The sequence below is a fragment of the Streptomyces sp. NPDC026417 genome, assembly GCF_055567695.1.
In genome coordinates, this window is the sequence record NZ_JBVHPY010000008.1 from 61,596 (window position 1) to 84,144 (window position 22,549).

Below are 22,549 nucleotides of genomic sequence, written 5' to 3' on the forward strand. Positions count from 1 at the left end.
TTCATTGCCGGAGGGCTGAATTTGGCTGGACGGTGCGCCTGAACGCTCAGCCCGGGAGGGTCAGGCCCCAGGCGTTCTCCCGGACCGTCCAGGTGCGGGTCCGTACCGGGCCCGCGATCACCGAGTCGGCGCGATAGCGGAAGTCCGCGCCGGACACGGTCACGCGTCGGCCCACCGCCCGCAGCGGCGACGCCTCCGCGCCCACCGACGGCCGCCGCACCTCCACCTCGGCGGTCCCGCCCGCACAGGGCGTCACCGACACCGCCTCCACGGGCTGGTCGAGATCGACGAGCGTCACGCCGTCCACCTCGATGCGCAGCCTGCTGGGGCCGGGGCCGGTCACGGACGCCACCCGGGAGGGCCGGGGCGCCAGCGTGCGGACGAGGGACTGGCAGGTCCGCAGCCAGGGATGGGCGGAGGCGTCGTCGGCGGAGGAGGAGCCGACGGATGGCGGCAGGGAGGGGATCCGCAGCCCGCCGACCACCACGCCGTCGCTGTCGTCCACCAGCAGGTCCAGGCGGCGGACACCGCCGTCCAGCACGGCGCGGGCCGCCGCCACCGCACCCGTCGGCACCCCCAGGGCGCGGGCGAGCGCGAGCCCGCCGCCCACGGGCACCAGGGACAGGGCGCACGCCGTGAGCTCCCGCTGCCGGTGCAGATGGGAGACGGCGCGCAGCAGGGCGCGGTCGTCGCCGATCACCACGGGCCGCCGGGAACCCCTTCGGGCCAGTGCCCGGGCGAATTCCTCGGGCCCGTCCGGGAGGCACACCTTGGTGGCCGCACCCGCGCTGAGCACGTCTTTCGCGATCCGTACCGACTCCCCGTCGGTACGACGGGCGACCGGGTCGATGACCACCAGAAGCTGGTCGGAAGCCGCCACCTCGGTCATGCCTCGCTTCCTCGGGTAGCATCTTTGTGCAAGAGCCCCTTGCGCTATTGCGCCAGGGGCTTCGTCTATTCCGGGGCATCCGGTCCGACGGTCGCGGCCAAAGGTGGTCGCCGGCGCACGCAGCCGTACAACGAGACAGCAGCGTACGTCCCCGACCTTGGACATGCCCCGCCCGGAAGGGGTGTACGCCTGTGCCCGCACTTGTGCTGCTCGGTGCTCAGTGGGGTGACGAAGGCAAGGGAAAGGCCACCGACCTGCTCGGTGGATCCGTGGACTATGTGGTGCGCTACCAGGGCGGCAACAACGCCGGCCATACGGTAGTCGTGGGCGATCAGAAGTACGCCCTCCACCTCCTCCCTTCCGGAATCCTCACACCTGAGTGCACGCCGGTGATCGGTAACGGAGTCGTCGTCGACCCCTCGGTCCTGTTCTCCGAGCTGAACGGGCTCAACGAGCGCGGCGTCGACACCTCCAAGCTTCTGATCAGCGGCAACGCCCACATCATCACGCCGTACAACGTCACCGTCGACAAGGTGACCGAGCGCTTCCTCGGCAAGCGCAAGATCGGCACCACCGGTCGCGGCATCGGCCCGACGTACGCGGACAAGATCAACCGCGTCGGCATCCGCATCCAGGACCTGTACGACGAGTCGATCCTGACGCAGAAGGTCGAAGCGGCCCTCGAGGTCAAGAACCAGCTGCTCACCAAGCTCTACAACCGCCGCGCCATCGAGGCCGGCCAGGTCGTCGAGGAGCTGCTGGGCTACGCGGACCGGCTCAAGCCGTACGTCGCGGACACGGTCCTGATCCTGAACCAGGCCCTGGAGCAGGACAAGGTCGTGCTCTTCGAGGGCGGCCAGGGCACGCTCCTCGACATCGACCACGGCACGTACCCCTTCGTGACGTCCAGCAACCCGACCGCCGGTGGTGCCTGCACCGGCGCGGGCGTCGGACCCACGAAGATCAGCCGGGTCATCGGCATCCTCAAGGCGTACACGACCCGTGTCGGTTCGGGTCCGTTCCCCACCGAGCTGTTCGACGAGGACGGCGAGGCGCTGCGCCGCATCGGCGGCGAGCGGGGCGTCACCACCGGCCGTGACCGGCGCTGCGGCTGGTTCGACGCGGTCATCGCCCGGTACGCGACGCGGGTGAACGGTCTGACCGACTTCTTCCTCACCAAGCTGGACGTGCTGACCGGCTGGGAGGAGATCCCGGTCTGCGTGGCGTACGAGATCGACGGCAAGCGGGTCGAGGAACTCCCGTACTCGCAGACGGACTTCCACCACGCGAAGCCCATCTACGAGACCCTGCCGGGCTGGTCCGAGGACATCACCAAGGCCAAGACCTTCGCGGACCTGCCGAAGAACGCGCAGGACTACGTCAAGGCGCTGGAGGACATGTCCGGAGCGCCCATCTCCGCCATCGGAGTCGGCCCCGGCCGTGACGAGACGATCGAGATCAACTCGTTCATCTGAGCCGGTCCGGTGACCACGGAAAGGGCGCCCCGCGGGGCGCCCTTTCTGCTGGGGCGAAGGGGATGAACCGGGCATACGCTGAAGGTGTACGAGTGCGTGCGTCAGCCAGGAGAAGGTGAGTGCGATGCGCGTCATGCTCAAAGCCACGATGGACACGGACAAGGCCAACGAGGCCTTGACGAGCGGCAAGATGCCGCAGCTCATCAAGGAGACGATGGAGCATCTCAGGCCGGAGGCCGCCTACTTCGGTCCCGAAGGCGGCCGGCGGACCTGCTACCTCGTCTTCGACATGCAGGACAGTTCCGACCTGCCGCCCGTGGGCGAACCGTTCTTCACCCAGCTCAACGCCAAGGTCGAGGTCTTCCCCATCATGAACGCGGACGACCTGCAGAAGGGTCTCTCCCAGCTGCACTGAGGGAGGCGCACGTGCCCCTCAGCTGAAGATGATCATCGAACCCTGGGCGAGGCTGCGGGTGGCCGCCGCGTGCAGCCCCAGCCAGACGTGCCGTTCCCGGGCGAAGGGGCTCGCGTCGTAGGGCGCGGGCGCGGCCGGCTCCTCCAACTCCGTCGGCGCTCGGGGCGGTTCCGGCGGCACGGGCGGGTTGCCCGGGTCGATCCCGATGGAGGGGCCGACGAACTCCAGCTCCCGCAGCAGACCGTGGGACGATCCCAGCGGGCCGCCGCCCGCGAGGAGTTCGTCGCTGGACAGCGGGTGCGGGAAGTCCACGGGCACATAGGCGCCCGCGTGGTCGTAGTGCCACACCAGGTGCGACTGCTGGGCGTTCGTCTCGAACATCTCCAGCAGCTGCTCGTAGTCACCGCCCAGTTCGTCCACCGGGGTCACCGCGAGACCGCACATCTGCAGCAGGTACGCCCGCCGCAGGAAGTGCAGCGCGTCGTAGTCGAAGCCCGCGACCGGGGCGACCTCACCGGTCAGCCCGGGCATGTACGCGTAGACCGGGACCGGTGGGAGCCCTGCCTCGCCCAGCACCTTGTCGTAGAGCGCGAGCTCCTCGGCGAAGGGGTTGTCGGGGGTGTGGCACAACACGTCGACGAGCGGGACCAGCCACAGGTCACAGGCCAACAGACGACTCCTCTGGTTCCTTGCGCGGCAGCGGCACGACGATGGTCAGGGAAGCGTAATGCGCGCGGCGGCCCGGGTGACCACCGGTGCGCAAGTCCGGCTCATATCCGTTCGGCTCGCATCCGTCCCGGAGCGGGGGTGCCGCTCCGTCCGCGGCCCCCGCCGGGAGGCGGCGCCCCCACACCCCCGATCGCCCGCGGGACCGGACCTCAAACTCCCGCGCCGGACCGGGCCTCCCGGACCGGCCCCGGCCTAGGAGGAGGTGAACCCTCCGGACCCGTCCAGGTCCCACACCCAGGCCCCGCCCACGAACGTGCCGGGGTGCCCCACCAGCTTGTCCACCGCGTCCCGCAGGGCGTCCTGGTGGGCCTGCGGGCCCAGCACCAGCACCCCCGCCTTCCAGTAGGCGAGGTCGTAGCGCGCCTGCGCCCGCCAGTTCTTGCCGATCACCGGCACGTCCCCCGTGTTGGCGATCTCCCGCAGCAGGTTGGAGGTGTAGCGGGGGGCGGCGCCGTAGATGCCGACGCGCTCCTCGCCGAAGGGACCGTTGAAGTAGCCGCCCGGCAGACGGAAGCCGAGGTCCGCGGTGGTCTGCCAGTGCAGCGCGTCCGCGTTGACCGGGTCCGGCAGCGGCACCGGCACGAGCGATTCGCCCTCGCCGACGTACGACGACCAGGTCCCGTCGGCGACGAAGGCGGGGACGTCCGCGCGGTCCACCGACTTCAGCGGGGCCGGGACGAGGGGGAGCAGCGCGGCGGCGACGGCCACCATGCCCAGGTACTGCGTGCCGAGGGAGCGGGTGCGCACCAGCCGGTCGAAGGCGAGGGCGACCAGCATGCCCAGCGCGGGCGCGCAGATCATCGCCACCCGCCCCTCGATGACCGACTCGAAGAGCGGCCTGCCCGCCAGCGCCGCCCAGGGTCCGGGCAGCACCACGTCCGTCAGCGGGATGCGGAATTTCGGGCCGAGGGACAGCGCTGCCGCCGCCAGCACGGTGAAGGCGAGCGCCTTGACGAGCGCCCGGTCCCACAGCCGTACCACGATCGCGAAGGCCAGGGCGGCCAGCGGCCAGCCGTAGAAGGCGTTCTGCTCGGTCGGGTTCGGGGACAGCGCGTTCGCGGTCTCCGCGTCCCCCGCCACCAGGGAGCGCTCCGCGAAGGACAGCAGCGCGAGCGGACTGTTGCCCGAGTTGTCGCCGTGCAGCACGCTCTTGTAGCTCTGCGGCCCGGCGAACTGCCAGTACAGCGGGAAGGCGACCAGCGGCAGGCAGACGGCCGCCGCCACGCCCAGGCCCTTGAGCAGCGGGCGCCAGGACTCCTTCGCGACGTCCCGCCGCAGGGCCGCGTAGGCCAGCGCGAACAGCGCCATCCCCATCGACGCGAGCAGCAGCGGTTCCTCGCCGAGGAAGATCTGGTACGTCGCCATCAGCCCGAGGACGACACCGTCGCGGACCACCCGGGTCCCCGCGCACAGCCGCAGCGCCCGGTCGATGATCAGCGGGATCATCAGCAGGATCACGAAGTTCGGGTGGGCGTTGGCGTGGCTGACCATCGGCGGGGCGAAGGCGGCCAGCGCGGCGCCGAGGAAGGCCGCCCCCCGCTGCCGTACGACCCGCTTGACGATCAGCCGGTACCAGGCGGCGGCGGTGGCGGCCAGGCCGAGGGTCATCACCAGGTTGAGCGTGACCGCGGGGCCGAGCAGCAGGGTGACCGGGGTGAACGGCACGGACAGGCCCAGCATGACCGTGTTGGCCATCAGGTTCACGCCGTCCGGAAACCCCTGGAGGGTCGTGAACAGGGGGTTGTGGAGGTGGCGGACGTTGTCGGCGGTGACCGCGAAGAACCACTCCCACTGGTTCTGGTCCTGCAGCGAGTCGACGAGGTACCGGTCGTCCGGGTTCGTCCAGCGGCCGGAGTACAGGGCCACCGACATGAGGAGGAAGAGGGCCGCGGCCAGTACGTCCGCCGGGCGGAGGGAGCGGAGCTTGAGAAGGGACAGCTCGGCGAGGACCCGGCCGTAGTCGAGGGGCCGCACCTTCGAGCCCGACTGGTGCGCCCAGCGCACCGGGACCTCGGCCACCGGCCAGCCGGAGCGGCGGAAGTGCTGGAGTATCTCGACGTCTATCCCCCAGCCGTTGAGCCGGGAGGCGGCGAACGCCTCGCGGGCGCGGTCCCCGTCGAAGAGCTTGAAGCCGCACTGGGTGTCGCGTATGCCGGGCACCGCGACCCGGCGTATGAGGAAGTTGCCGCCCCGGCCGAGCAGTTCGCGCAGCCGGTGCTGATGGGTCTCGATCGTCGCGCCCGGTGTGGCCCGCGATCCGATCGCCGCGGCCTGCCCGTCGGCGAGCGCCTTGTCGAGGTGCTCCAGCTCCTCGATCGGCGCCGCCAGGTCGGCGTCGGTGACCAGTACGCGCCGCCCGCGGGACGCGGCGACCCCGAGGCGCAGCGCGTGTCCCTTGCCGCGGTTGCGGGGGCCGGCGACGAACCGGACCCGGCGGTCACGGGCGGCGACCTCGGTGACGATGTCCTTGGTGGCGTCGGTGGAGCCGTCGTCGGCGACGATCAGCTCCCACTCCCCGAAGCGGCCCTCGTGCTCGCTCAGGTGCGCGACGATCGCGTCGAGGGTCGGCCCGAGCCGCCGCTCCTCGTTGTACGCGGGCACGACGACCGTCAGGTCCACGTCCGCGGCCGGCCTGTCCTCGACGACGTCCGTGCACTGCGGGGCGCTCATTCGGCGGCCAGCCGCTCGGCGAGGGCGAGGCAGTGCGCGTTGTACGCGGCGACGATCGCGTGCGCCTGCTCGGGCTCGCGGCGCGCCAGCGCGTCCACGAGTTCCGTGTGCCCCGACCACAGGTGCCCCTTGAGGTCGGTCAGCCGGCGCAGGTGCTGCACCGTGCAGACCCAGGACTGGACGCGCATGCGGTGCAGGAAGTCGGCGAGGTACGGGTTGCCGAACAGCCCGCTCAGCTCGCGCCAGAAGCGCAGGTCGTAGCCGATGAGGATGTTCAGGTCGCCGGCGACGGCCGCCCGCGCCGCCTCCTCGCCGCGGCGGCGCACCCCGGCCAGCGCGGCGAGGGCGCGCTGCCTCTCCTCGTCCTTCGCGGAGCCCTCGGCCAGGGCGCGGAAGATGCCGTCCGTGATCAGGATCCGGGCCTCGATCATGCCCCGGTAGTCGTCCAGGGAGTATTCGTGGACCCGGAACCCGCGGTGCTGGTCCGCGTCCAGGAGGCCCTGCGCCGACAGGTCGACGAGGGCCTCGCGGACGGGGGTCGCGGAGACGCCGTACTGCTCGGCGATCTCCTTCACCGTGAACTCCTGCCCCGGCTGCAGCCGGCCGGCCAGCACCTCGTCGCGGAGCGCGTCCGCGATCTGCTGCCGCAGGGTGCTACGGGTGACGGCGCCGCTGCCGCCGGTGCCGGGCATGGTGTCTGGCTCCCCCATCGCGTACGGGTACGTGGTCGTCGCTCGTCTGTACTTACGAGCACGTCACCTTACGCGGTGGGGTTGCAGGGACAGGAGAGTCGGCCCGAACGCCCTCGTCCGGGCCGTGCGGGGCACGGCCCGGGACCGGGTCACACGGTGTGCTCGTCCGCCACGGACAGTGCCGCGTCCAGCGCCGCGAGACCCTCCTTGGCCTCCGCCTCGCTGACGTTGCACGGCGGCACGACGTGCGTGCGGTTCATGTTGACGAAGGGCCACAGCCCGTGGGCCTTCGCCGCCGCCCCGAACGCCGCCATCGGCGCGTTGGCCTCCCCGGCCGCGTTGTACGGCACCAGCGGCTCCCGGGTCTCCCGGTTCCGCACGAGCTCCAGGGCCCAGAAGACGCCCGTCCCGCGCACCTCGCCGATGCTCGGGTGCCGCTCGGCCAGCTCGTGCAGGGCGGGACCGATCACGCTCTCGCCGGTCCGGGCCGCCTGCCCGACGATGTCCTCCTCCTCCATCACGTTGATGGTGGCGACCGCGGCGGCGCAGGCCAGCGGGTGCCCGGAGTAGGTGAGACCCCCGGGGTAGGGACGCCGGGCGAAGGTCTCCGCGATCGCGCCGGAGATCGCCACACCGCCGAGCGGCACGTATCCCGAGTTCACACCCTTGGCGAAGGTCAGCAGGTCCGGCGTCACGTCGTAGTGGTCCGCCGCGAACCAGGCGCCGGTGCGCCCGAAGCCGGCCATCACCTCGTCGAGGACGAAGACGATGCCGTACCGGTCGCAGATCTCACGGACCCCGGCGAGGTATCCCGGCGGCGGGGGCATGATGCCCGCGGTACCGGGGATGGTTTCGAGGATGACGGCCGCGACGGTCGCGGGTCCCTCGAAGGCGATGGTGTCCTCCAGGTGCTGGAGCGCCCGCTCGCACTCCTGCCGCTCGCTGTCGGAGTGGAAGGGGGAGCGGTAGAGGAACGGCGCCCAGAAGTGGACCACCCCGGCGGCGCCGCTGTCGTTCGGCCAGCGGCGCGGGTCGCCGGTCAGGTTGATCGCGGTGGAGGTGGCGCCGTGGTAGGAGCGGTAGGCGGACAGCACCTTGGGGCGGCCGGTGTGCAGCCGGGCCATACGCGTCGCGTTCTCGACGGCCTCGGCCCCGCCGTTGGTGAAGAAGATCTTGTCCAGGTCGCCCGGCGTCCGCTCGGCTATGAGCCGCGCGGCCTCCGAACGGGCCTCGACGGCGAAGGCGGGCGCGAACGTGGACAGGGTTGCGGCCTGTTCCTGGATCGCGGCGACGACCTTGGGGTGCTGGTAGCCGATGTTGGTGAAGACGAGCCCGCTGGTGAAGTCCAGATACCGCTTGCCGTCGTAGTCCCAGAAGTAGGACCCCTCCGCGCCGGCGACGGCGAGCGGGTCGATGAGCTCCTGCGCGGACCAGGAGTGGAAGACGTGCGCACGGTCCGCGGCCTTCACGGCGGCGCCGGCCTGGGGGTTGGGCTGAGGGGTCATGCCGCGAGCGTAAATGTCCACGGTACGGACGCGACATCGGCGTCCTGTCTGCGCTCGGAGCCTTTCCGCGACAGGTTGTCGGGCCCCCGGCCGCCCGCCGCCGTTACGGAACCGTAGAGACCGCCTCGCCCACCACTCCGTACCGTCGCACTATCCTCGGTCTGTTGCGTACGTACGGGGGAAGGTGGCGCAGCGATGGAGAAGCTGGGGGCTGGGGAGCCGCAGCGGATCGGGGGGTACCGGCTGCTCGCGCGGCTGGGTGCCGGCGGGATGGGCCAGGTCTATCTCGCACGGTCCGGCCGCGGCCGGACGGTCGCCGTGAAGCTCGTACGCCAGGAACTCGCGGAGCAGGAGGAGTTCCGGGCCCGCTTCCGGCAGGAGGTCCAGGCCGCGGGCCGCGTCGGCGGACACTGGACGGCGCCGGTGCTCGACGCGGACACCGAGGCCGCCATTCCGTGGGTCGCCACCGGGTACGTGGCGGGACCCACCCTGCAGACGGTGGTGGGCCAGGACCACGGGCCCCTTCCCGAGCGGTCGGTGCGCATCCTCGCCGCCGGTCTCGCGCACGCGCTGCAGGACATCCACGCCGCCGGTCTGATCCACCGGGACCTCAAGCCGTCGAACGTGCTCGTCACCATCGACGGGCCGCGCGTCATCGACTTCGGGATCGCCCGCGCCCTGGAGACCGTCACCGACGGCGGACTCACCCGGACCGGCGCCCTCGTCGGCTCACCGGGGTTCATGGCGCCGGAGCAGGTCCGCGGCGACCGGATCACCCCGGCGTGCGACGTCTTCTGCCTCGGGTCCGTCCTCGCGTACGCCGCGACGGGCGCCCAGCCCTTCGGCGGCACCGACAGCGGGGTGCACGCGCTGATGTTCCGCATCGCGCAGGAGGAGCCCGACCTGTCGGGCCTGCCGGAGACCCTGTCGGATCTCGTGCGGGACTGCCTGCGCAAGGACCCCGCGGCGCGGCCCACGCTCGACCGGATCCTGGAGCGCACGGGAGCGGAGGACACCGTCTCCGACGGCCGGGCCCGCGACCCGTGGCTGCCGGGTTCGCTGGTGGCCCAGCTCGGCCGCCACGCCGTGCAGCTCCTCGACACGGAGAACCCGGACGAGCCGGGGGGCGGCGCCGCAACGGCGCCGGGCGCCGCGGCCGCCGCCTCCGCGTCAGCCGCGGCGGCCTCTCCCGCCGCCGCTGACGCCTCTCCCGCCGCCGGGTCCCCGGCCGCGGACCCCGGTGCCGCGCCGGCCCCGGCCGGGCCGGCCGGGATCCCCGCCGCCGAGGTGGCGCCCGAGCACGCCTCCGCCGCCGAGGTCCCGGGCGGCCCCACCCCGCCGCCGCCCGGCAGTCCGGCCCCGCTGGACCACCTGCCCACGATGGTCTCCGGACCGGGCGTGGCGCCCCCGCCGGCCGCCCCGCCCGGCTACGGATATCCCCAGCAGCACCCCCAGCCCTCCGCGTACGGCTATCCGCAGAGCGGCTGGGGCGCCGGGCCGGCCGCCGGGTTCGGGCCGCCCGTCGCCCCGGGCTCGACCCCGCCGTACGGACCGGGCTCGACCCCGCCGTACGGGCCGGGGGCCACCCCGCCCTACGGCCCCGGCGCCGTCCCGCGGCAACCGGAGCCCGAGCGCGGGAGCGGCCGTTCCACGGCGGCGCTCGTCGCGGTCGCCCTCGTGGTCGCCCTGGGCGCCGGCGGTTCCGTGTACGCCCTGATGAAGGGCTCCGACGGCGGCGACGACGGCAAGTCCGCCGCCTCGTCCTCCACCGCGCCCACCACTCCGGGTCCGGACACCTCGCGGCCCTCCACCCCCGGGTCCGAGTCGCCCGCCTCCGAGGCGCCGAAGGACGGCGGGATCCCGGAGAAGTACCTCGGCACCTGGAACGGCAGCATCGACAACGCGACGGGGCACAACACCCGGCGGCTGGTGATCCAGCAGGGCAAGGCGGGGGACACCGTCCTCTCGCTCACCGCCGACGGACCGGCCGGCAGCGGCACCTACCACTGCGTGTTCCGGGCCGAGCTGTCCGAGACGCCGACCTCCGACGGCTCCCTGAAGATCGGCCCGTCGGAGGTCGTCGTCGGCGAGCCGGCCTCCTCCTGCACCCCCGGCGGCAGCTCCGAGGTCTCCCTCCTGCCGGACGGGCGGCTGCGCCGCGTGATCACCGAGTCGGGCCAGGAACTGACGTACACGAAGGGCGGCTGACCGCCAACCGCCCACGGCAGCAGGGCAGTTCGGAGCCGCCGCTCCTGAATCGCCGGTGAACTTCACCTGCCGTACCCCGGGTGTTCCCCGTTCGGGCCGTACCGTGACCGCACCGTGCGGCTCGGGGCCCGCGCGCGGCCCGGGGGAGTGGCCAGGTGGAGTGGCTGAGCGCGGAGAACGTGGTGGCGGTGGCGACCGCCGTGGTCGGCATCGTGACGTCGGCGGGGATGGTCTGGTACGAGCGCCGGGTGCCGCGGAGCAAGCAGATCGGGTACCGGGTCCAGATGGACAACCCGATCGGCGACGACGTGCGGTCGGGGATCGCGAACGTACGGCTCGGGCTGTTCGACGAGGTGCCGGGCATGGCCGACGCGACGCTCGTCCTGCTGCGGATCGAGAACGACGGCTCGCAGAGCATCGCCGACAACGACTACACGGGCCGGGAACGGCACGGCCTCACCGCGGTGTTCACCGACCGCACCATCCGGGGCGTCTCCGTGACCCAGCCGCCCGGCACCGAGCACCTCATGGACCACTTCAGCCCGGCCGCCGGCCTCGGCTACGAGGACGGCACCCTGCGCATCCCGCGCGTCCCGCTCAACCGGGGCGAGCACTACAAGCTGCTGGTGCTGCTGTCGGGCGGTGACGTCGGGCGGCCGATACGGCTCATCGGCGGGATCCGGGACGGCGTGGTGAGCCCCAACCGCAGCACGACCCCGGACGACCAGCCGCCGCTGTTCAGCCGCGCGGCCCGGCTGATCACCGTCCTGCTCACGGTGTGCGTGGTGACGCTCGCGGCCATCGTCGTCGTCCGGGACGACACCCCGCCGCCGATCGGCTGTGCGCGCGGCACCCTGACCGTGACCGGGTCGACCGCGTTCGCCCCGGTGATGCGGGAGCTCGCCGACAAGTACGAGAAGGACTGCGCGGGCTCCGTCATCACCGTGGACGCGCACGGCAGCACCGCCGGGGTGCGCGAGCTGGAGGCCGCCGGGGCCGGATCCGGGAGCGGCTCGCCGGCCGTGGTGGCCCTCTCCGACGGGCGGAAGCCGAACGGACTCCCCCAGCTGCGCGAGAGCCGGGTCGCGGTCTCCGTGTTCACGCTGGTCGTGCACGAGGACATCCCCCTCAAGAGCCTGTCCCGCGGCGACGTACGCCGGATCTACCGCGGGGAGATCGGGAACTGGAGGCAGCTCGGCGGACCGGACCGGCCGGTCGTCCTGGTCAGCCGGGACGCCAACTCCGGGACCCGGCAGGTCTTCCAGCGCCGGGTGCTGGGACGCGGCGAGATCGCCAACTCCTCACTCGACTGCGTCCACAAGGACGACACCACGGCACCCGTGGTCCGCTGTGAACTCGACTCCACCGACCAGGTCCTGCACACGGTCGCCCGGCTGCCCGGGGCGATCGGCTACAGCGAGCTCAACCTCGCCACCGGCCACGGCGGCCTGCACCGCCTCGCCCTCGACGGCCACGACCCGTCCGTCGAGGAGCTGGAGCAGGGCGTCGGTGCCTACCCCTACCGCGAGATCGAGTACGCCTACACCTACGGCCGACCGCCCGCCGACTCCCTCGCCTCCAGCTTCCTGGCCTACGTCAGCCGCGGCGGCGGGCAGGACGTCGTCCGCACCCATGGCCACCTGCCGTGCGGGACCCCGGTGGGACTGCGGATCTGCGGTGCGGACTGACCCGGACGGCGCGAACGCGAGCGGGGTCCGGCGCGGACCCGCGTCCGGCGTGCGTCACCTCGGCTCGGGCGGGCGCTGCCGTGGCATGTTCGGCCGGGCCCCCGGCGGCAGGGGGAACCGGTTCTGCGACGCCCCGTCCACCCGGGGCGGTCCGACCGCGGACGTCTGCAGCCCCAGCGGCGCCGCACCCGTCCGGAACTCCACCATCCAGTCCGCCGTCTCGGCCCGGACCAGCTCGGTCACGTCCTCGGAGAAGCGCCGCAGCACCCCGAGGCACCGCTCCGCCGCCTCCCCGGCCGTCCCCTCGGCCGGTCCGAGCACCTCGCGCACGCTCTCCGACGCCCAGTCGAACTGCAGCACCTGGAGCCGCCGCTGCACGGCCTGGGCGGTCGCCACGTCCCGCATCCAGCCGGAGGTGACCCCGAAGAACCGGTCACCGGCCAGGCAGGCGAGCGCGAGCAGCAGCGCCAGATATCCCCAGGCGGCGATCCCGCGCACCGCCCCGGCGAGGTCGAGCAGCGGCAGCGCGGCGCCGGTGACCGCCCCCGCCGCGGCCCCGGTCCGCAGCGTCCGGGCCCCGCGCCGCTTCCAGACGCGGTCCGCGAGATACCAGGACACCGTGTCCAGCGCGCCCCGCTCCACCCACCGGTACAGCTCGTGGAGCCGTTCCGCGGGCTCTCCCCAGTCGCCGAGCGGAAACGGCCGTCCGGCGAGGTCGCCCGGCCGGGGTCCCGCGGCGCCCTCGCCACGTTCGTCCCGGGGCGGCCCCTCGGGCTGCATCTCCGGCTGGCTCACCCGGCACTCCCTACTGATGACATTGCGTGACGGCTGCTCGACGCCTGTGACGGCTGATGCTGGAGCGCCGACCCTTTCCTACCGCCCAATGGGTGGCGATGGACCGGGTTTCAGGGCTTTTCCGCCCGGAAGAGGTCCTTGATCAGGTATAGGCTTTCGGGTCGCCTCACTCGAAAGAGTGCTGGGGCGGGCGCCTCCCCGACCACGTAGGCTCGTGCTAGCGGGAAACCCCCGCCCAAACAGCCGTACGAAACCAGGAGCTGATCGTGATTCCCGGTGGTGGCCAGCCCAATATGCAGCAGCTGCTCCAGCAGGCCCAGAAGATGCAGCAGGACCTCGCGACCGCGCAGGAGGAACTGGCGCGCACCGAGGTCGAAGGCCAGGCGGGCGGCGGTCTGGTGAAGGCGACCGTGACGGGCTCCGGCGAGCTCAGGGCGCTGCGGATCGACCCGAAGGCGGTGGACCCCGAGGACACGGAGACCCTCGCGGACCTGGTCGTCGCGGCCGTCCAGGCGGCCAACGAGAACGCGCAGGCGCTCCAGCAGCAGAAGCTCGGCCCGCTCGCCCAGGGTCTCGGTGGCGGCGGCAGCGGCATCCCCGGTCTCCCCTTCTGACGACCGGGCGGGCAGGGCGCGTTTCGGAGCCCGGCCCGCCTATCGGAGACCGGCGGCGGCCAACTACCGTACGTACCAGGACACTGATGCGTACCGACGAAGCACAGGAAAGGCAGTCCGTTGTACGAAGGCGTGGTCCAGGACCTCATCGACGAGCTCGGGCGGCTGCCCGGCGTCGGTCCCAAGAGCGCGCAGCGGATCGCCTTCCACATCCTGCAGGCCGAGCCGACGGACGTCCGCCGGCTCGCGCAGTGCCTCATGGAGGTCAAGGCGAAGGTCCGCTTCTGCGCCACCTGCGGCAACGTCGCGCAGGAGGAGCTGTGCAACATCTGCCGTGACCCGCGCCGCGACCTCTCCGTCATCTGCGTGGTCGAGGAGCCCAAGGACGTCGTAGCGATCGAGCGGACGCGTGAGTTCCGGGGCAAGTACCACGTCCTGGGCGGCGCGATCAGCCCGATCGAGGGCGTCGGCCCGGACGACCTGCGGATAAGGGAGCTGCTGGCCCGGCTGGCCGACGGCACGGTGACCGAGCTGATCCTGGCCACGGACCCGAACCTGGAGGGCGAGGCCACGGCCACGTATCTCGCCCGCATGATCAAGCCCATGGGCCTCAAGGTCACCCGCCTGGCCAGCGGCCTCCCTGTGGGTGGCGACCTGGAATACGCGGACGAGGTCACCCTCGGCCGCGCCTTCGAGGGGAGACGACTCCTAGATGTCTGACGCCACGCTGCATGCGACGACCCCCGATCCCGGTGACTTCGCGGTTCAGATCGCGGACCAGATCGAGAGCTTCCTCGTCGCCGTGACCGAGGTCGCCAAGGGGGACGAGCCGGACTCGGCCGTGCCCTTCCTCCTGCTGGAGGTCTCCCAGCTGCTGCTGGCCGGCGGCCGTCTCGGCGCGCACGAGGACATCCTCCCCGACGAGCGCTACGAGCCGGACATGGGCCCGGAGCCGGACGTGGACGAGCTGCGCGAGCGGCTCGCGGCCATGCTCGACCCGGTCGACGTCTACTCCGAGGTCTTCGATCCGTACGAGCCGCGCAAGGCCCCGGTCCCCGCGCGTATCTCGGACGACCTGGCCGACGTGATGGCGGACCTCCGGCACGGCATGGCCCACTACCGGGCCGGCCGCACCACCGAGGCGCTCTGGTGGTGGCAGTTCTCCTACTTCTCCAACTGGGGTTCCACCGCGTCGGCGACGCTGCGCGCGCTGCAGTCCCTGGTGGCCCACGTGCGGCTGAACCAGCCCCTGCAGGAGCTGGACGGCCTCGACACCGACCAGGACCTCAGCGAGGACGCCCTGGCCGAGGAGGCCGGCCGGGTCATGGCCGAGGAGATCGCGGGACCGCTGGGGCTGCGCGAGGTCAAGTGAGCGGTGGTGCCCGCGCCCGCGGCGCGTCCGCCGCGGGCGCGGGCCGCCCCCGTCGCCGCCGCCACTTGTGACACGGCGCACTTTGCGAGTGACCTGCCCGGCATCGGGCAGGTGCCGTCCTGGAGCGGCCGGGCCGCCCGGCCGATCCGGTGGTCGTGTGGTGAGCGGGACATCTCACCATGCGATACCGGGGCGGGGAAAACCGGCCGCTCGTTAAACTGAGCCGACCGCAGTTGTGCGGTGCAGAGACGGATTGAGCGAGGAGCGCACGTGGGCCTTGTCGTGCAGAAGTACGGAGGCTCCTCCGTAGCCGATGCCGAGGGCATCAAGCGCGTCGCCAAGCGAATCGTGGAAGCGAAGAAGAACGGCCACCAGGTGGTCGTGGTCGTTTCCGCGATGGGCGACACGACGGACGAGCTGATCGATCTCGCCGAGCAGGTATCTCCGATGCCCAGCGGGCGAGAGTTCGACATGCTGCTGACCGCCGGGGAGCGGATCTCCATGGCCCTGCTGGCGATGGCGATCAAAAACCTGGGCCACAGCGCCCAGTCGTTCACGGGCAGCCAGGCCGGTGTCATCACCGACTCGGTCCACAACAAGGCGCGGATCATCGACGTCACGCCGGGCCGCATCCGGACGGCGCTCGACGAGGGCAACATCGCCATCGTCGCCGGGTTCCAGGGCGTCTCGCAGGACAAGAAGGACATCACCACCCTCGGGCGCGGTGGCTCCGACACCACGGCCGTCGCGCTCGCCGCGGCGCTGGACGCCGAGGTCTGCGAGATCTACACCGACGTGGACGGCGTCTTCACCGCCGACCCGCGCGTGGTGAAGAAGGCGAAGAAGATCGACTGGATCTCCTTCGAAGACATGCTGGAGCTCGCCGCCTCCGGCTCCAAGGTGCTCCTCCACCGCTGTGTGGAGTACGCCCGCCGCTACAACATCCCGATCCACGTGCGCTCGTCCTTCTCGGGGCTGCAGGGCACCTGGGTCAGCAACGAGCCGAAGCAAGGGGACCAGAAGGTGGAGCAGGCCATCATCTCCGGTGTCGCTCACGACACCTCCGAGGCCAAGGTCACGGTCGTCGGCGTACCGGACAAGCCGGGCGAGGCCGCCTCGATCTTCCGCGCGATCGCCGACGCCGAGATCAACATCGACATGGTCGTGCAGAACGTGTCCGCCGCGTCCACCGGTCTGACGGACATCTCCTTCACCCTCCCCAAGACCGAGGGCCGCAAGGCCATCGACGCCCTGGAGAAGGCGAAGTCGGTGATCGGCTTCGACTCGCTGCGCTACGACGACCAGATCGGCAAGATCTCGCTCGTCGGCGCCGGCATGAAGACCAACCCGGGTGTCACCGCGGGCTTCTTCGAGGCCCTGTCGCAGGCCAACGTGAACATCGAGCTGATCTCGACCTCCGAGATCCGCATCTCGGTCGTCACCCGCGCCGACGACGTGAACGAGGCCGTGCGCGCCGTGCACACCGCCTTCGGTCTCGACTCCGACAGCGACGAGGCCGTCGTCTACGGAGGCACGGGCCGCTGATGTCCCCGTCAGGGTCGCGGAGCGGGCGGCCGACGCTCGCGGTCGTGGGAGCGACCGGATCCGTCGGCACCGTCATGCTCCAGATCCTGTCCCAGCACGCGGACATCTGGGGCGAGATCCGCCTGATCGCCTCGCCGCGCTCGGCCGGCCGCAAGCTGGCCGTGCGCGGCGAGGAGGTCGAGGTCGTGGCGCTCACCGAGGCCGCCTTCGACGGGGTCGACGTCGCCATGTTCGACGTGCCCGACGAGGTGGCCGCCCAGTGGGCGCCGGTCGCCGCGTCCAGGGGCGTGATCGTGGTCGACAACTCCGGTGCCTTCCGGATGGACCCCGAGGTGCCCCTCGTCGTGCCCGAGGTGAACCCGCACGCGGTGCGGCGCCGGCCGCGCGGGATCATCTCCAACCCGAACTGCACGACCCTCTCCATGATCGTCGCCCTGGGCGCGCTGCACGCCGAGTTCGGTCTGCGCGAGCTCGTCGTCTCCAGCTACCAGGCGGTGAGCGGCGCCGGGCGGTCCGGGGTCGACACGCTCCGGCAGCAGCTCGCGCTCGTCGCGGGCACCGATCTGGGGACCCAGCCCGGCGACGTACGGCGGGCCGTGGGGGAGAACACCGGACCGTTCCCGGAGCCCGTGGCGCTGAACGTGGTGCCGTGGGCGGGCTCCCTGGCGGAGGACGGCTGGTCCTCCGAGGAGATGAAGGTCCGCAACGAGTCCCGCAAGATCCTCGGGCTGCCCGCCCTGAAGGTCGCCGTGACGTGCGTCCGCGTCCCCGTCGTGACCACGCACTCGCTGACCGTCCACGCCCGCTTCGAGGGCGAGGTCACCGTGGACAAGGCCCGCGAGATCCTCGCCACCGCCCCCGGAGTCGTCCTCTTCGACAACCCGGCCGCCGGTGAGTTCCCCACCCCCGCCGACGTGGTGGGCACGGACCCGACCTGGGTCGGGCGGGTGCGCCGAGCGCTCGACGATTCCACGGCACTCGAACTGTTCGTCTGCGGCGACAACCTGCGCAAGGGTGCCGCCCTGAACACGGCGCAGATCGCGGAGCTGGTGGCGGCGGAGATCACGGGGGCGTAAGTCCGCGCCCCGGACGCCCTGTCGCCGCAAAATTCGCCGGCCGGTGGGGGATTCGTTTGTAGGATCTCTGGAGATCGTGCCGGAACTGTGTCTGGGTTAATGGTCCGGACCACTTGAATCGGACCGCTCCGGCGTTCGAAGATTCTTCTCCCCGTTCTCCGCAACCGCGCGGAGGGCGGGGAGCGTCTTTGCGGACGCACTTCGGGGGCGTCCGAACTTCACGGCAAACGGGGCACGAGGGAAGAGCTGGTACGCATGTGGGCATTTGACACCATGTCAAACGGGGTGCCTGACGCAAATGCGATGCCTGACGCGTACAACCCTGACGGGGGCAGACGTGTCCAACTGGCGTGGCAGAGGTACTCGATTTCACCGCGGTACAGACGAGGGGCACCGCCCTGCGTCCACCCCGCCGACCCCGCAGCCCCGGCGCGCCCGGCGGCATGCCGGTGATCGCCCCCATGCCCGCAGCGCGGCCGGCCCGCATACCGAACCAGCGCGACGGCGCTGAGGACAGTCCTGCGGCAGGCACGACCGTCGACCATCTGACCGAGACCTATCGCGCCCACTACCGGTCGCTGCTGGGTCTCGCGGCGCTCCTCCTCGACGACACCGCGTCCTGCGAGGACGTCGTCCAGGAGGCCTTCATCCGGGTGCACTCGGCACGCAAACGCGTCCGCGACCCGGAGAAGACGCTGGCCTATCTGCGTCAGACCGTCGTGAACCTCTCGCGGTCCGCGCTGCGGCGGCGCATCCTCGGTCTGAAGCTGCTCTCCAAGCCCATGCCGGACATGGCGAGCGCCGAGGAGGGTGCGTACGACCAGCTGGAGCGGGACGCCCTGATCAAGGCGATGAAGGGTCTCCAGCGCAGGCAGCGCGAGGTGCTGGTGCTGCGCTACTTCGCGGACATGACCGAGGCGCAGGTCGCCGACACGCTGGGGATATCGCTGGGGTCCGTCAAGGCGTACGGCTCGCGCGGCATCGCCGCGCTGCGCGTCGCCATGGAGGCACCGGCATGAGCGAGCACGAGGAGCGGCGGCGGCCCGACGAGCCCCGCCCCGAGCACGATCACACGCAATCGCACGCTGGGAACGGAACTGTGACTCACGGCCCCGAAGAACAGGGCCCCGAAGGGCTCGGCTCCGACGAACTGGCGCTGCGCAGGCTGCTGCACAGCGCCGTCGAGGAGATCGAACCGACCGACGGCACCCTGGATCACCTGCGCCGGGCGGTGCCCGCCCGGCGCGCCCGCAAGCGCCAGGCGGTGGTCGGCATGGCGGCTGCCGCGCTCTTCATCGGCACCGCCGTACCGGCCCTGGTGCACGTCTCGAACTCCAACGGTTCGAACGCCAACCCGTCCATGGTGGGCCACTCCGAGGCGACGCAGGGCGGCGTGAACCAGGGCAAGGGCGAGGACGGCGGCGGAACGGCCGGCTCCGGTGGCACGTCCAAGGACAAGGGCAAGAAGGGCGACGGCAAGCAGGACAAGGACAAGGGCGCCGACAGCGGGGCCTCGGCCGGCGCCGGTCCGAGCGCCTCGGTGGCCGACGCGGCGGCCTGCACGGCCGCGCAGCTCGGCAGTGCCGTGGGCTCGGCGGGCTCCCCGGACTCGACCGGCGCGGTCTACGGCAGCTTCTCCGTCTCGAACGTCTCCGCCACCGGCTGCACCGTCACCGGACCCGGCAGCGTGGGCGTGTCGGCACTGGGCGCCACGGACCAGTCCAAGATCGCGGCGGTGCGGCACGCCGCGGGTGACCCGGCTTCGTCGCTGCCCGACCCGTCCCTGGAGGCCGGCTCGCTGGTGCTCCAGCCGGGCGGGTCGTACGTGGTCAAGTTCGCCTGGGTGCCCTCGGCGACCTGCCCGCCGAGCGGGGGCGGCGACCCCTCGCCCGACCCGACGCCCTCGGGCGGCACCGGCGACAGCAGCGGCGGCACCACGACCGACTCCGGGGTCTCGTCCCAGCTCGTGCGGGAGGACACCGTCGACGGAAGCGTAGTGGTGGCGCACACCGCGCAGGGCGGCGCTCCCACCGTGTCCACCACGGTGTCGAACGCCTGCTCGGGAACGGTCTACTGGACCGGGCTGCTGGCCGGTTCCTGAGCGTTCCGTCCGGCGGGCTCCTCGTCCGGGACCAGGCCGAGCGCCGCGTCCCGGGCGAACTCCGCCTCGCGGCGCAGCAGCCGGAACCACATGAAGACGACGAAGCCGGCGAAGACGAACCATTCGCCGGTGTAGCCGAGGTTCTGGAACGCCTTCAGGTCCAGACCCGTGCCCTGGGCCGCGGTCGCGGGGACCGCCCGCATCCCGCCGGCGGCGTCGTCGAGGGTGATCCAGGCGTCGTAGACGTCGTACGGCACGAGGTTCACGAGCGACGCGGTGCTGATCGCGCCGGTCTGGCCGGCGGGCAGGCCGCCGGCCGCGCTCACGCCGTTCGACCCGGGGCTCTCGGACGCCTGCAGGGTGCCGGTCACGGTGACCTCGCCGGTGGGCGCCGCGGGAGCCTTCGCGGGGTCGGCCTCGCCGGGCAGCCAGCCCCGCACCACGGGCAGCGCCTTGCCGCCGTCGGTGCGCAGCAGCGTCAGCACGTAGAAGCCGCGTCGGCCGTCCAGCTCGCGGCCGGGCACGAGCAGCTGCCTGCCGTACCGGCCGGTGGCGGTCGCCCGGGCGCCGGACGTGCTGCGGTCCACGGGCAGCAGCTCGTCGAGCGGGCGGGCGGCCTGCTTCTCGGCGGCCGCGGCCTGATCGGTCGCCGTCCGGTGGTCCTGCACCCGGTCCTCGAACCGGCTCAGCTGCCATGACCCCATGAAGATGCAGAAGGGGATGGCCAACAGCACGAAGACGTTGATCCCCCACCAGCGGGGCGTCAGCAGAAACCGGTACACGCCGTCCACGGTACGGTGCCGCCGTGCCGGAGCAGGGCGCGGGGTCCGTCGCTCCCGTGGCCGCTCCTGGGGCGGCGCGGAGTTTTCCACAGGCTGAGGGGCTCGGCGGCGCGTTGTCGTGCGGGCCAGGCACTATGGGGCCATGACTGAGAGCAACGGGACCACGCAGGAGCACGGGTCCGGGCCGGCCGGCGTGGGCGTGCCCGACTGGGAGAAGCGCTTCCGGGCGCCGCGGGTGTCCCTGCCGGACTGGGCGGAGGACGCCCCGCACCGCGCGCTGTTCGTCTCGAACGCGACCGGGACGTACGAGCTGTACGCATGGGACCGCGACACGGGCGAGCAGCGCCAGGTCACCCACCGGCCGAACGGCACGACGGACGGAGTGCTCTCGCCGGACGGCGAGTGGATCTGGTGGTTCGACGACAAGGACGGCGACGAGTTCGGGGTGTGGCGCCGCCAGCCCTTCGGCGGCGGCCCCGACGAGGCCGCGGTCCCGGGCCTGGAGCCGTCGTACCCGTCGGGCCTGGCCGTCGGCAGGGACGGGCGTACGGCGGTCGTGGGCCGCTCGACGGACGAGGACGGCTCGACGATCCACGTCGCCAGGACCGGCGAGGCCCCCGTGGAGATCTATCGGCACCGCGAGTCCGCCGGGGTCGGCGACTTCTCGCACGACGGCTCGCTGATCGCCGTCGAGCACACCGAGCACGGCGACGCGATGCACTCGGCGCTGCGGGTGCTGCGGCCCGACGGCTCCCCGGTCGCCGAGCTGGACGACACCAAGGGCGGCACCGTCGAGCTCGGCCTGGAGGTGCTCGGCTTCGCCCCGGTCGACGGGGACACCCGGCTGCTCATCGGGCACCAGCGGCGCGGGCGCTGGGAGCCGCTGGTGTGGGACGTCACCACCGGCGAGGAGACGGACCTGGCGCTGGATCTGCCGGGTGACGTCGGCGCGGAGTGGTATCCCGACGGCTCCGCGCTCCTCGTCTCGCACAGCTTCGAGGCGCGCAGCGAGCTGTGGAGGTACGACCTGGCGACCCGCGAGCTGGCCCCGGTGCCCACGCCGGCCGGCACGGTCTCGGGCGCCACCGCCCGCCCGGACGGCACGGTGGAGTACCTGTGGTCGTCGGCCGCCGAGCCGTCCGCGGTCCGCTCCACCACGGGCGCCGTGGTCCTGGACCCGCCGGGCATGAAGTCCCCGGGTTCGGTGCCGGTGGAGGACGTCTGGGTGGACGGCCCCGGCGGGCGCATCCACGCCCTGGTGCAGAAGCCGGCCGGGGCGTCCGGGCCCCTGCCCACCGTCTTCGACATCCACGGCGGTCCGACCTGGCACGACAGCGACTCCTTCGCCGCGGGCCCCGCCGCCTGGGTGGACCACGGGTACGCGGTGGTCCGGGTCAACTACCGCGGCTCCACGGGGTACGGCCGTGAGTGGACGGACGCGCTCAAGCACCGGGTCGGCCTGATCGAGCTGGAGGACATCGAGGCCGTCCGCTCCTGGGCGGTGTCGTCCGGCCTCGCGGACCCCTCCCGGCTCGTCCTCACCGGCGGTTCCTGGGGCGGCTACCTCACGCTGCTGGGCCTCGGCACACAGCCGGACGCGTGGACCCTCGGCATCGCCGCCGTCCCGGTCGCCGACTACGTGACGGCGTACCACGACGAGATGGAGGCGCTGAAGGCCATGGACCGCACGCTGCTCGGCGGCACCCCCGAGGAGGTCCCCGAGCGCTTCGAGGCCTCCTCGCCGCTGACGTACGTCGACGCGGTCAAGGCCCCGGTCTACATCTCCGCCGGGGTCAACGACCCGCGCTGCCCCATCCGCCAGATCGACAACTACGTCGCACGGCTCGCCGCCCGCGACGCCGTCCACGAGGTCTACCGCTACGACGCGGGCCACGGATCGCTCGTCGTGGACGAACGCATCAAGCAGGTGAGGCTGGAACTGGACTTCGCGGAGCGCCATCTGGGGAGCGCACGGGGGTAGATGCCGGCGGGC

Annotated in this window: 19 protein-coding genes; 12 read left to right on the top strand and 7 right to left on the bottom strand. The window is 72.2% G+C overall.

The genetic code is table 11. The features are described from left to right. Positions 1–46: 46 nt before the first annotated feature. A complete protein-coding gene (locus tag ACZ4NT_RS14975; RefSeq protein ID WP_467725578.1) occupies positions 47–889 on the bottom strand; it encodes a diacylglycerol kinase family protein in 843 nt (280 codons plus the stop codon). A gap of 191 nt (positions 890–1,080) precedes the next feature. Here ACZ4NT_RS14975 and ACZ4NT_RS14980 point away from each other — a divergent pair, with 191 nt between their 5' ends. Together ACZ4NT_RS14980 and ACZ4NT_RS14985 are read left to right on the top strand one after the other, a co-directional pair. Next, positions 1,081–2,364 (top strand): adenylosuccinate synthase, encoded by a 1,284-nt coding sequence (locus tag ACZ4NT_RS14980; RefSeq protein ID WP_121405166.1) that lies wholly within the window; start codon positions 1,081–1,083, stop codon positions 2,362–2,364. A gap of 124 nt (positions 2,365–2,488) precedes the next feature. Beyond that, positions 2,489–2,779: a DUF3303 family protein gene (locus tag ACZ4NT_RS14985; protein ID WP_121405167.1), complete on the top strand. Its 291-nt coding sequence runs from the start codon at positions 2,489–2,491 to the stop codon at positions 2,777–2,779. 18 nt (positions 2,780–2,797) lie between these two features. Here ACZ4NT_RS14985 and ACZ4NT_RS14990 read toward each other — a convergent pair whose 3' ends face one another. The 4 genes from ACZ4NT_RS14990 to ACZ4NT_RS15005 form a co-directional block, all read right to left on the bottom strand. Continuing rightward, entirely contained in the window at positions 2,798–3,448 is a 651-nt protein-coding gene (locus ACZ4NT_RS14990; protein WP_121405168.1) for a hypothetical protein, read from the bottom strand. A gap of 252 nt (positions 3,449–3,700) precedes the next feature. Then, positions 3,701–6,178 carry a dolichyl-phosphate beta-glucosyltransferase gene (locus ACZ4NT_RS14995; RefSeq protein WP_121405169.1) on the bottom strand — a complete coding sequence of 826 codons (2,478 nt, stop codon included), beginning with the start codon at positions 6,176–6,178 and terminating at the stop codon, positions 3,701–3,703. After that, entirely contained in the window at positions 6,175–6,870 is a 696-nt protein-coding gene (locus ACZ4NT_RS15000; RefSeq protein ID WP_121405170.1) for a GntR family transcriptional regulator, read from the bottom strand. Before ACZ4NT_RS15000 ends, ACZ4NT_RS14995 begins: the two co-directional genes overlap by 4 nt. Positions 6,871–7,019: 149 nt before the next feature. Then, a complete protein-coding gene (locus ACZ4NT_RS15005; RefSeq protein WP_467725581.1) occupies positions 7,020–8,375 on the bottom strand; it encodes an aminotransferase class III-fold pyridoxal phosphate-dependent enzyme in 1,356 nt (451 codons plus the stop codon). Positions 8,376–8,570: 195 nt separating this feature from the next. Between ACZ4NT_RS15005 and ACZ4NT_RS15010 the strand changes: the two genes are divergently transcribed. Both ACZ4NT_RS15010 and ACZ4NT_RS15015 read left to right on the top strand, forming a co-directional pair. Next, the gene (locus ACZ4NT_RS15010) at positions 8,571–10,583 is read left to right on the top strand and encodes a serine/threonine-protein kinase (RefSeq protein WP_467725583.1); all 2,013 of its coding nucleotides are present in this window, start codon (positions 8,571–8,573) and stop codon (positions 10,581–10,583) included. 155 nt (positions 10,584–10,738) lie between these two features. Then, the gene (locus tag ACZ4NT_RS15015) at positions 10,739–12,271 is read left to right on the top strand and encodes a substrate-binding domain-containing protein (protein ID WP_467725585.1); all 1,533 of its coding nucleotides are present in this window, start codon (positions 10,739–10,741) and stop codon (positions 12,269–12,271) included. 54 nt (positions 12,272–12,325) lie between these two features. Here the strand turns inward: ACZ4NT_RS15015 and ACZ4NT_RS15020 are convergent, their stop codons facing one another. Continuing rightward, the gene (locus ACZ4NT_RS15020) at positions 12,326–13,066 is read right to left on the bottom strand and encodes an SLATT domain-containing protein (RefSeq protein WP_121405174.1); all 741 of its coding nucleotides are present in this window, start codon (positions 13,064–13,066) and stop codon (positions 12,326–12,328) included. Positions 13,067–13,332: 266 nt separating this feature from the next. Here ACZ4NT_RS15020 and ACZ4NT_RS15025 point away from each other — a divergent pair, with 266 nt between their 5' ends. The 7 genes from ACZ4NT_RS15025 to ACZ4NT_RS15055 all read left to right on the top strand — a co-directional run bounded on the left by ACZ4NT_RS15025 (position 13,333) and on the right by ACZ4NT_RS15055 (position 19,774). Further along, positions 13,333–13,680: a YbaB/EbfC family nucleoid-associated protein gene (locus ACZ4NT_RS15025; RefSeq protein WP_121405175.1), complete on the top strand. Its 348-nt coding sequence runs from the start codon at positions 13,333–13,335 to the stop codon at positions 13,678–13,680. A gap of 120 nt (positions 13,681–13,800) precedes the next feature. Further along, positions 13,801–14,400 carry a recombination mediator RecR gene (gene recR, locus ACZ4NT_RS15030; protein WP_007383602.1) on the top strand — a complete coding sequence of 200 codons (600 nt, stop codon included), beginning with the start codon at positions 13,801–13,803 and terminating at the stop codon, positions 14,398–14,400. Continuing rightward, entirely contained in the window at positions 14,393–15,052 is a 660-nt protein-coding gene (locus ACZ4NT_RS15035) for a DUF5063 domain-containing protein (protein ID WP_121405176.1), read from the top strand. The genes recR and ACZ4NT_RS15035 overlap by 8 nt, the downstream gene beginning before the upstream one ends. Positions 15,053–15,322: 270 nt before the next feature. Continuing rightward, positions 15,323–16,597 (top strand): aspartate kinase, encoded by a 1,275-nt coding sequence (locus ACZ4NT_RS15040; RefSeq protein WP_121405177.1) that lies wholly within the window; start codon positions 15,323–15,325, stop codon positions 16,595–16,597. After that, positions 16,597–17,673, top strand: coding sequence for an aspartate-semialdehyde dehydrogenase (locus tag ACZ4NT_RS15045; RefSeq protein ID WP_467725588.1), 1,077 nt, complete (start codon positions 16,597–16,599; stop codon positions 17,671–17,673). The genes ACZ4NT_RS15040 and ACZ4NT_RS15045 overlap by 1 nt, the downstream gene beginning before the upstream one ends. A gap of 443 nt (positions 17,674–18,116) precedes the next feature. Continuing rightward, the gene (locus ACZ4NT_RS15050; protein ID WP_121405179.1) at positions 18,117–18,692 is read left to right on the top strand and encodes a SigE family RNA polymerase sigma factor; all 576 of its coding nucleotides are present in this window, start codon (positions 18,117–18,119) and stop codon (positions 18,690–18,692) included. Between the two features lie 80 nt (positions 18,693–18,772). Next, on the top strand, positions 18,773–19,774 hold the full coding sequence (locus tag ACZ4NT_RS15055) for a hypothetical protein (RefSeq protein ID WP_121405180.1): 1,002 nt from the start codon (positions 18,773–18,775) through the stop codon (positions 19,772–19,774). On the opposite strand, the gene ACZ4NT_RS15060 is transcribed toward ACZ4NT_RS15055, so the two are convergent. Beyond that, positions 19,744–20,556, bottom strand: coding sequence for an SURF1 family protein (locus ACZ4NT_RS15060; protein WP_467725590.1), 813 nt, complete (start codon positions 20,554–20,556; stop codon positions 19,744–19,746). The two genes, ACZ4NT_RS15055 and ACZ4NT_RS15060, sit on opposite strands and share 31 nt — an antisense overlap. A gap of 142 nt (positions 20,557–20,698) precedes the next feature. On the opposite strand from ACZ4NT_RS15060, the gene ACZ4NT_RS15065 reads away from it, so the two are divergent. Further along, positions 20,699–22,537, top strand: coding sequence for a S9 family peptidase (locus ACZ4NT_RS15065; protein ID WP_467725592.1), 1,839 nt, complete (start codon positions 20,699–20,701; stop codon positions 22,535–22,537). Positions 22,538–22,549: the final 12 nt, after the last annotated feature.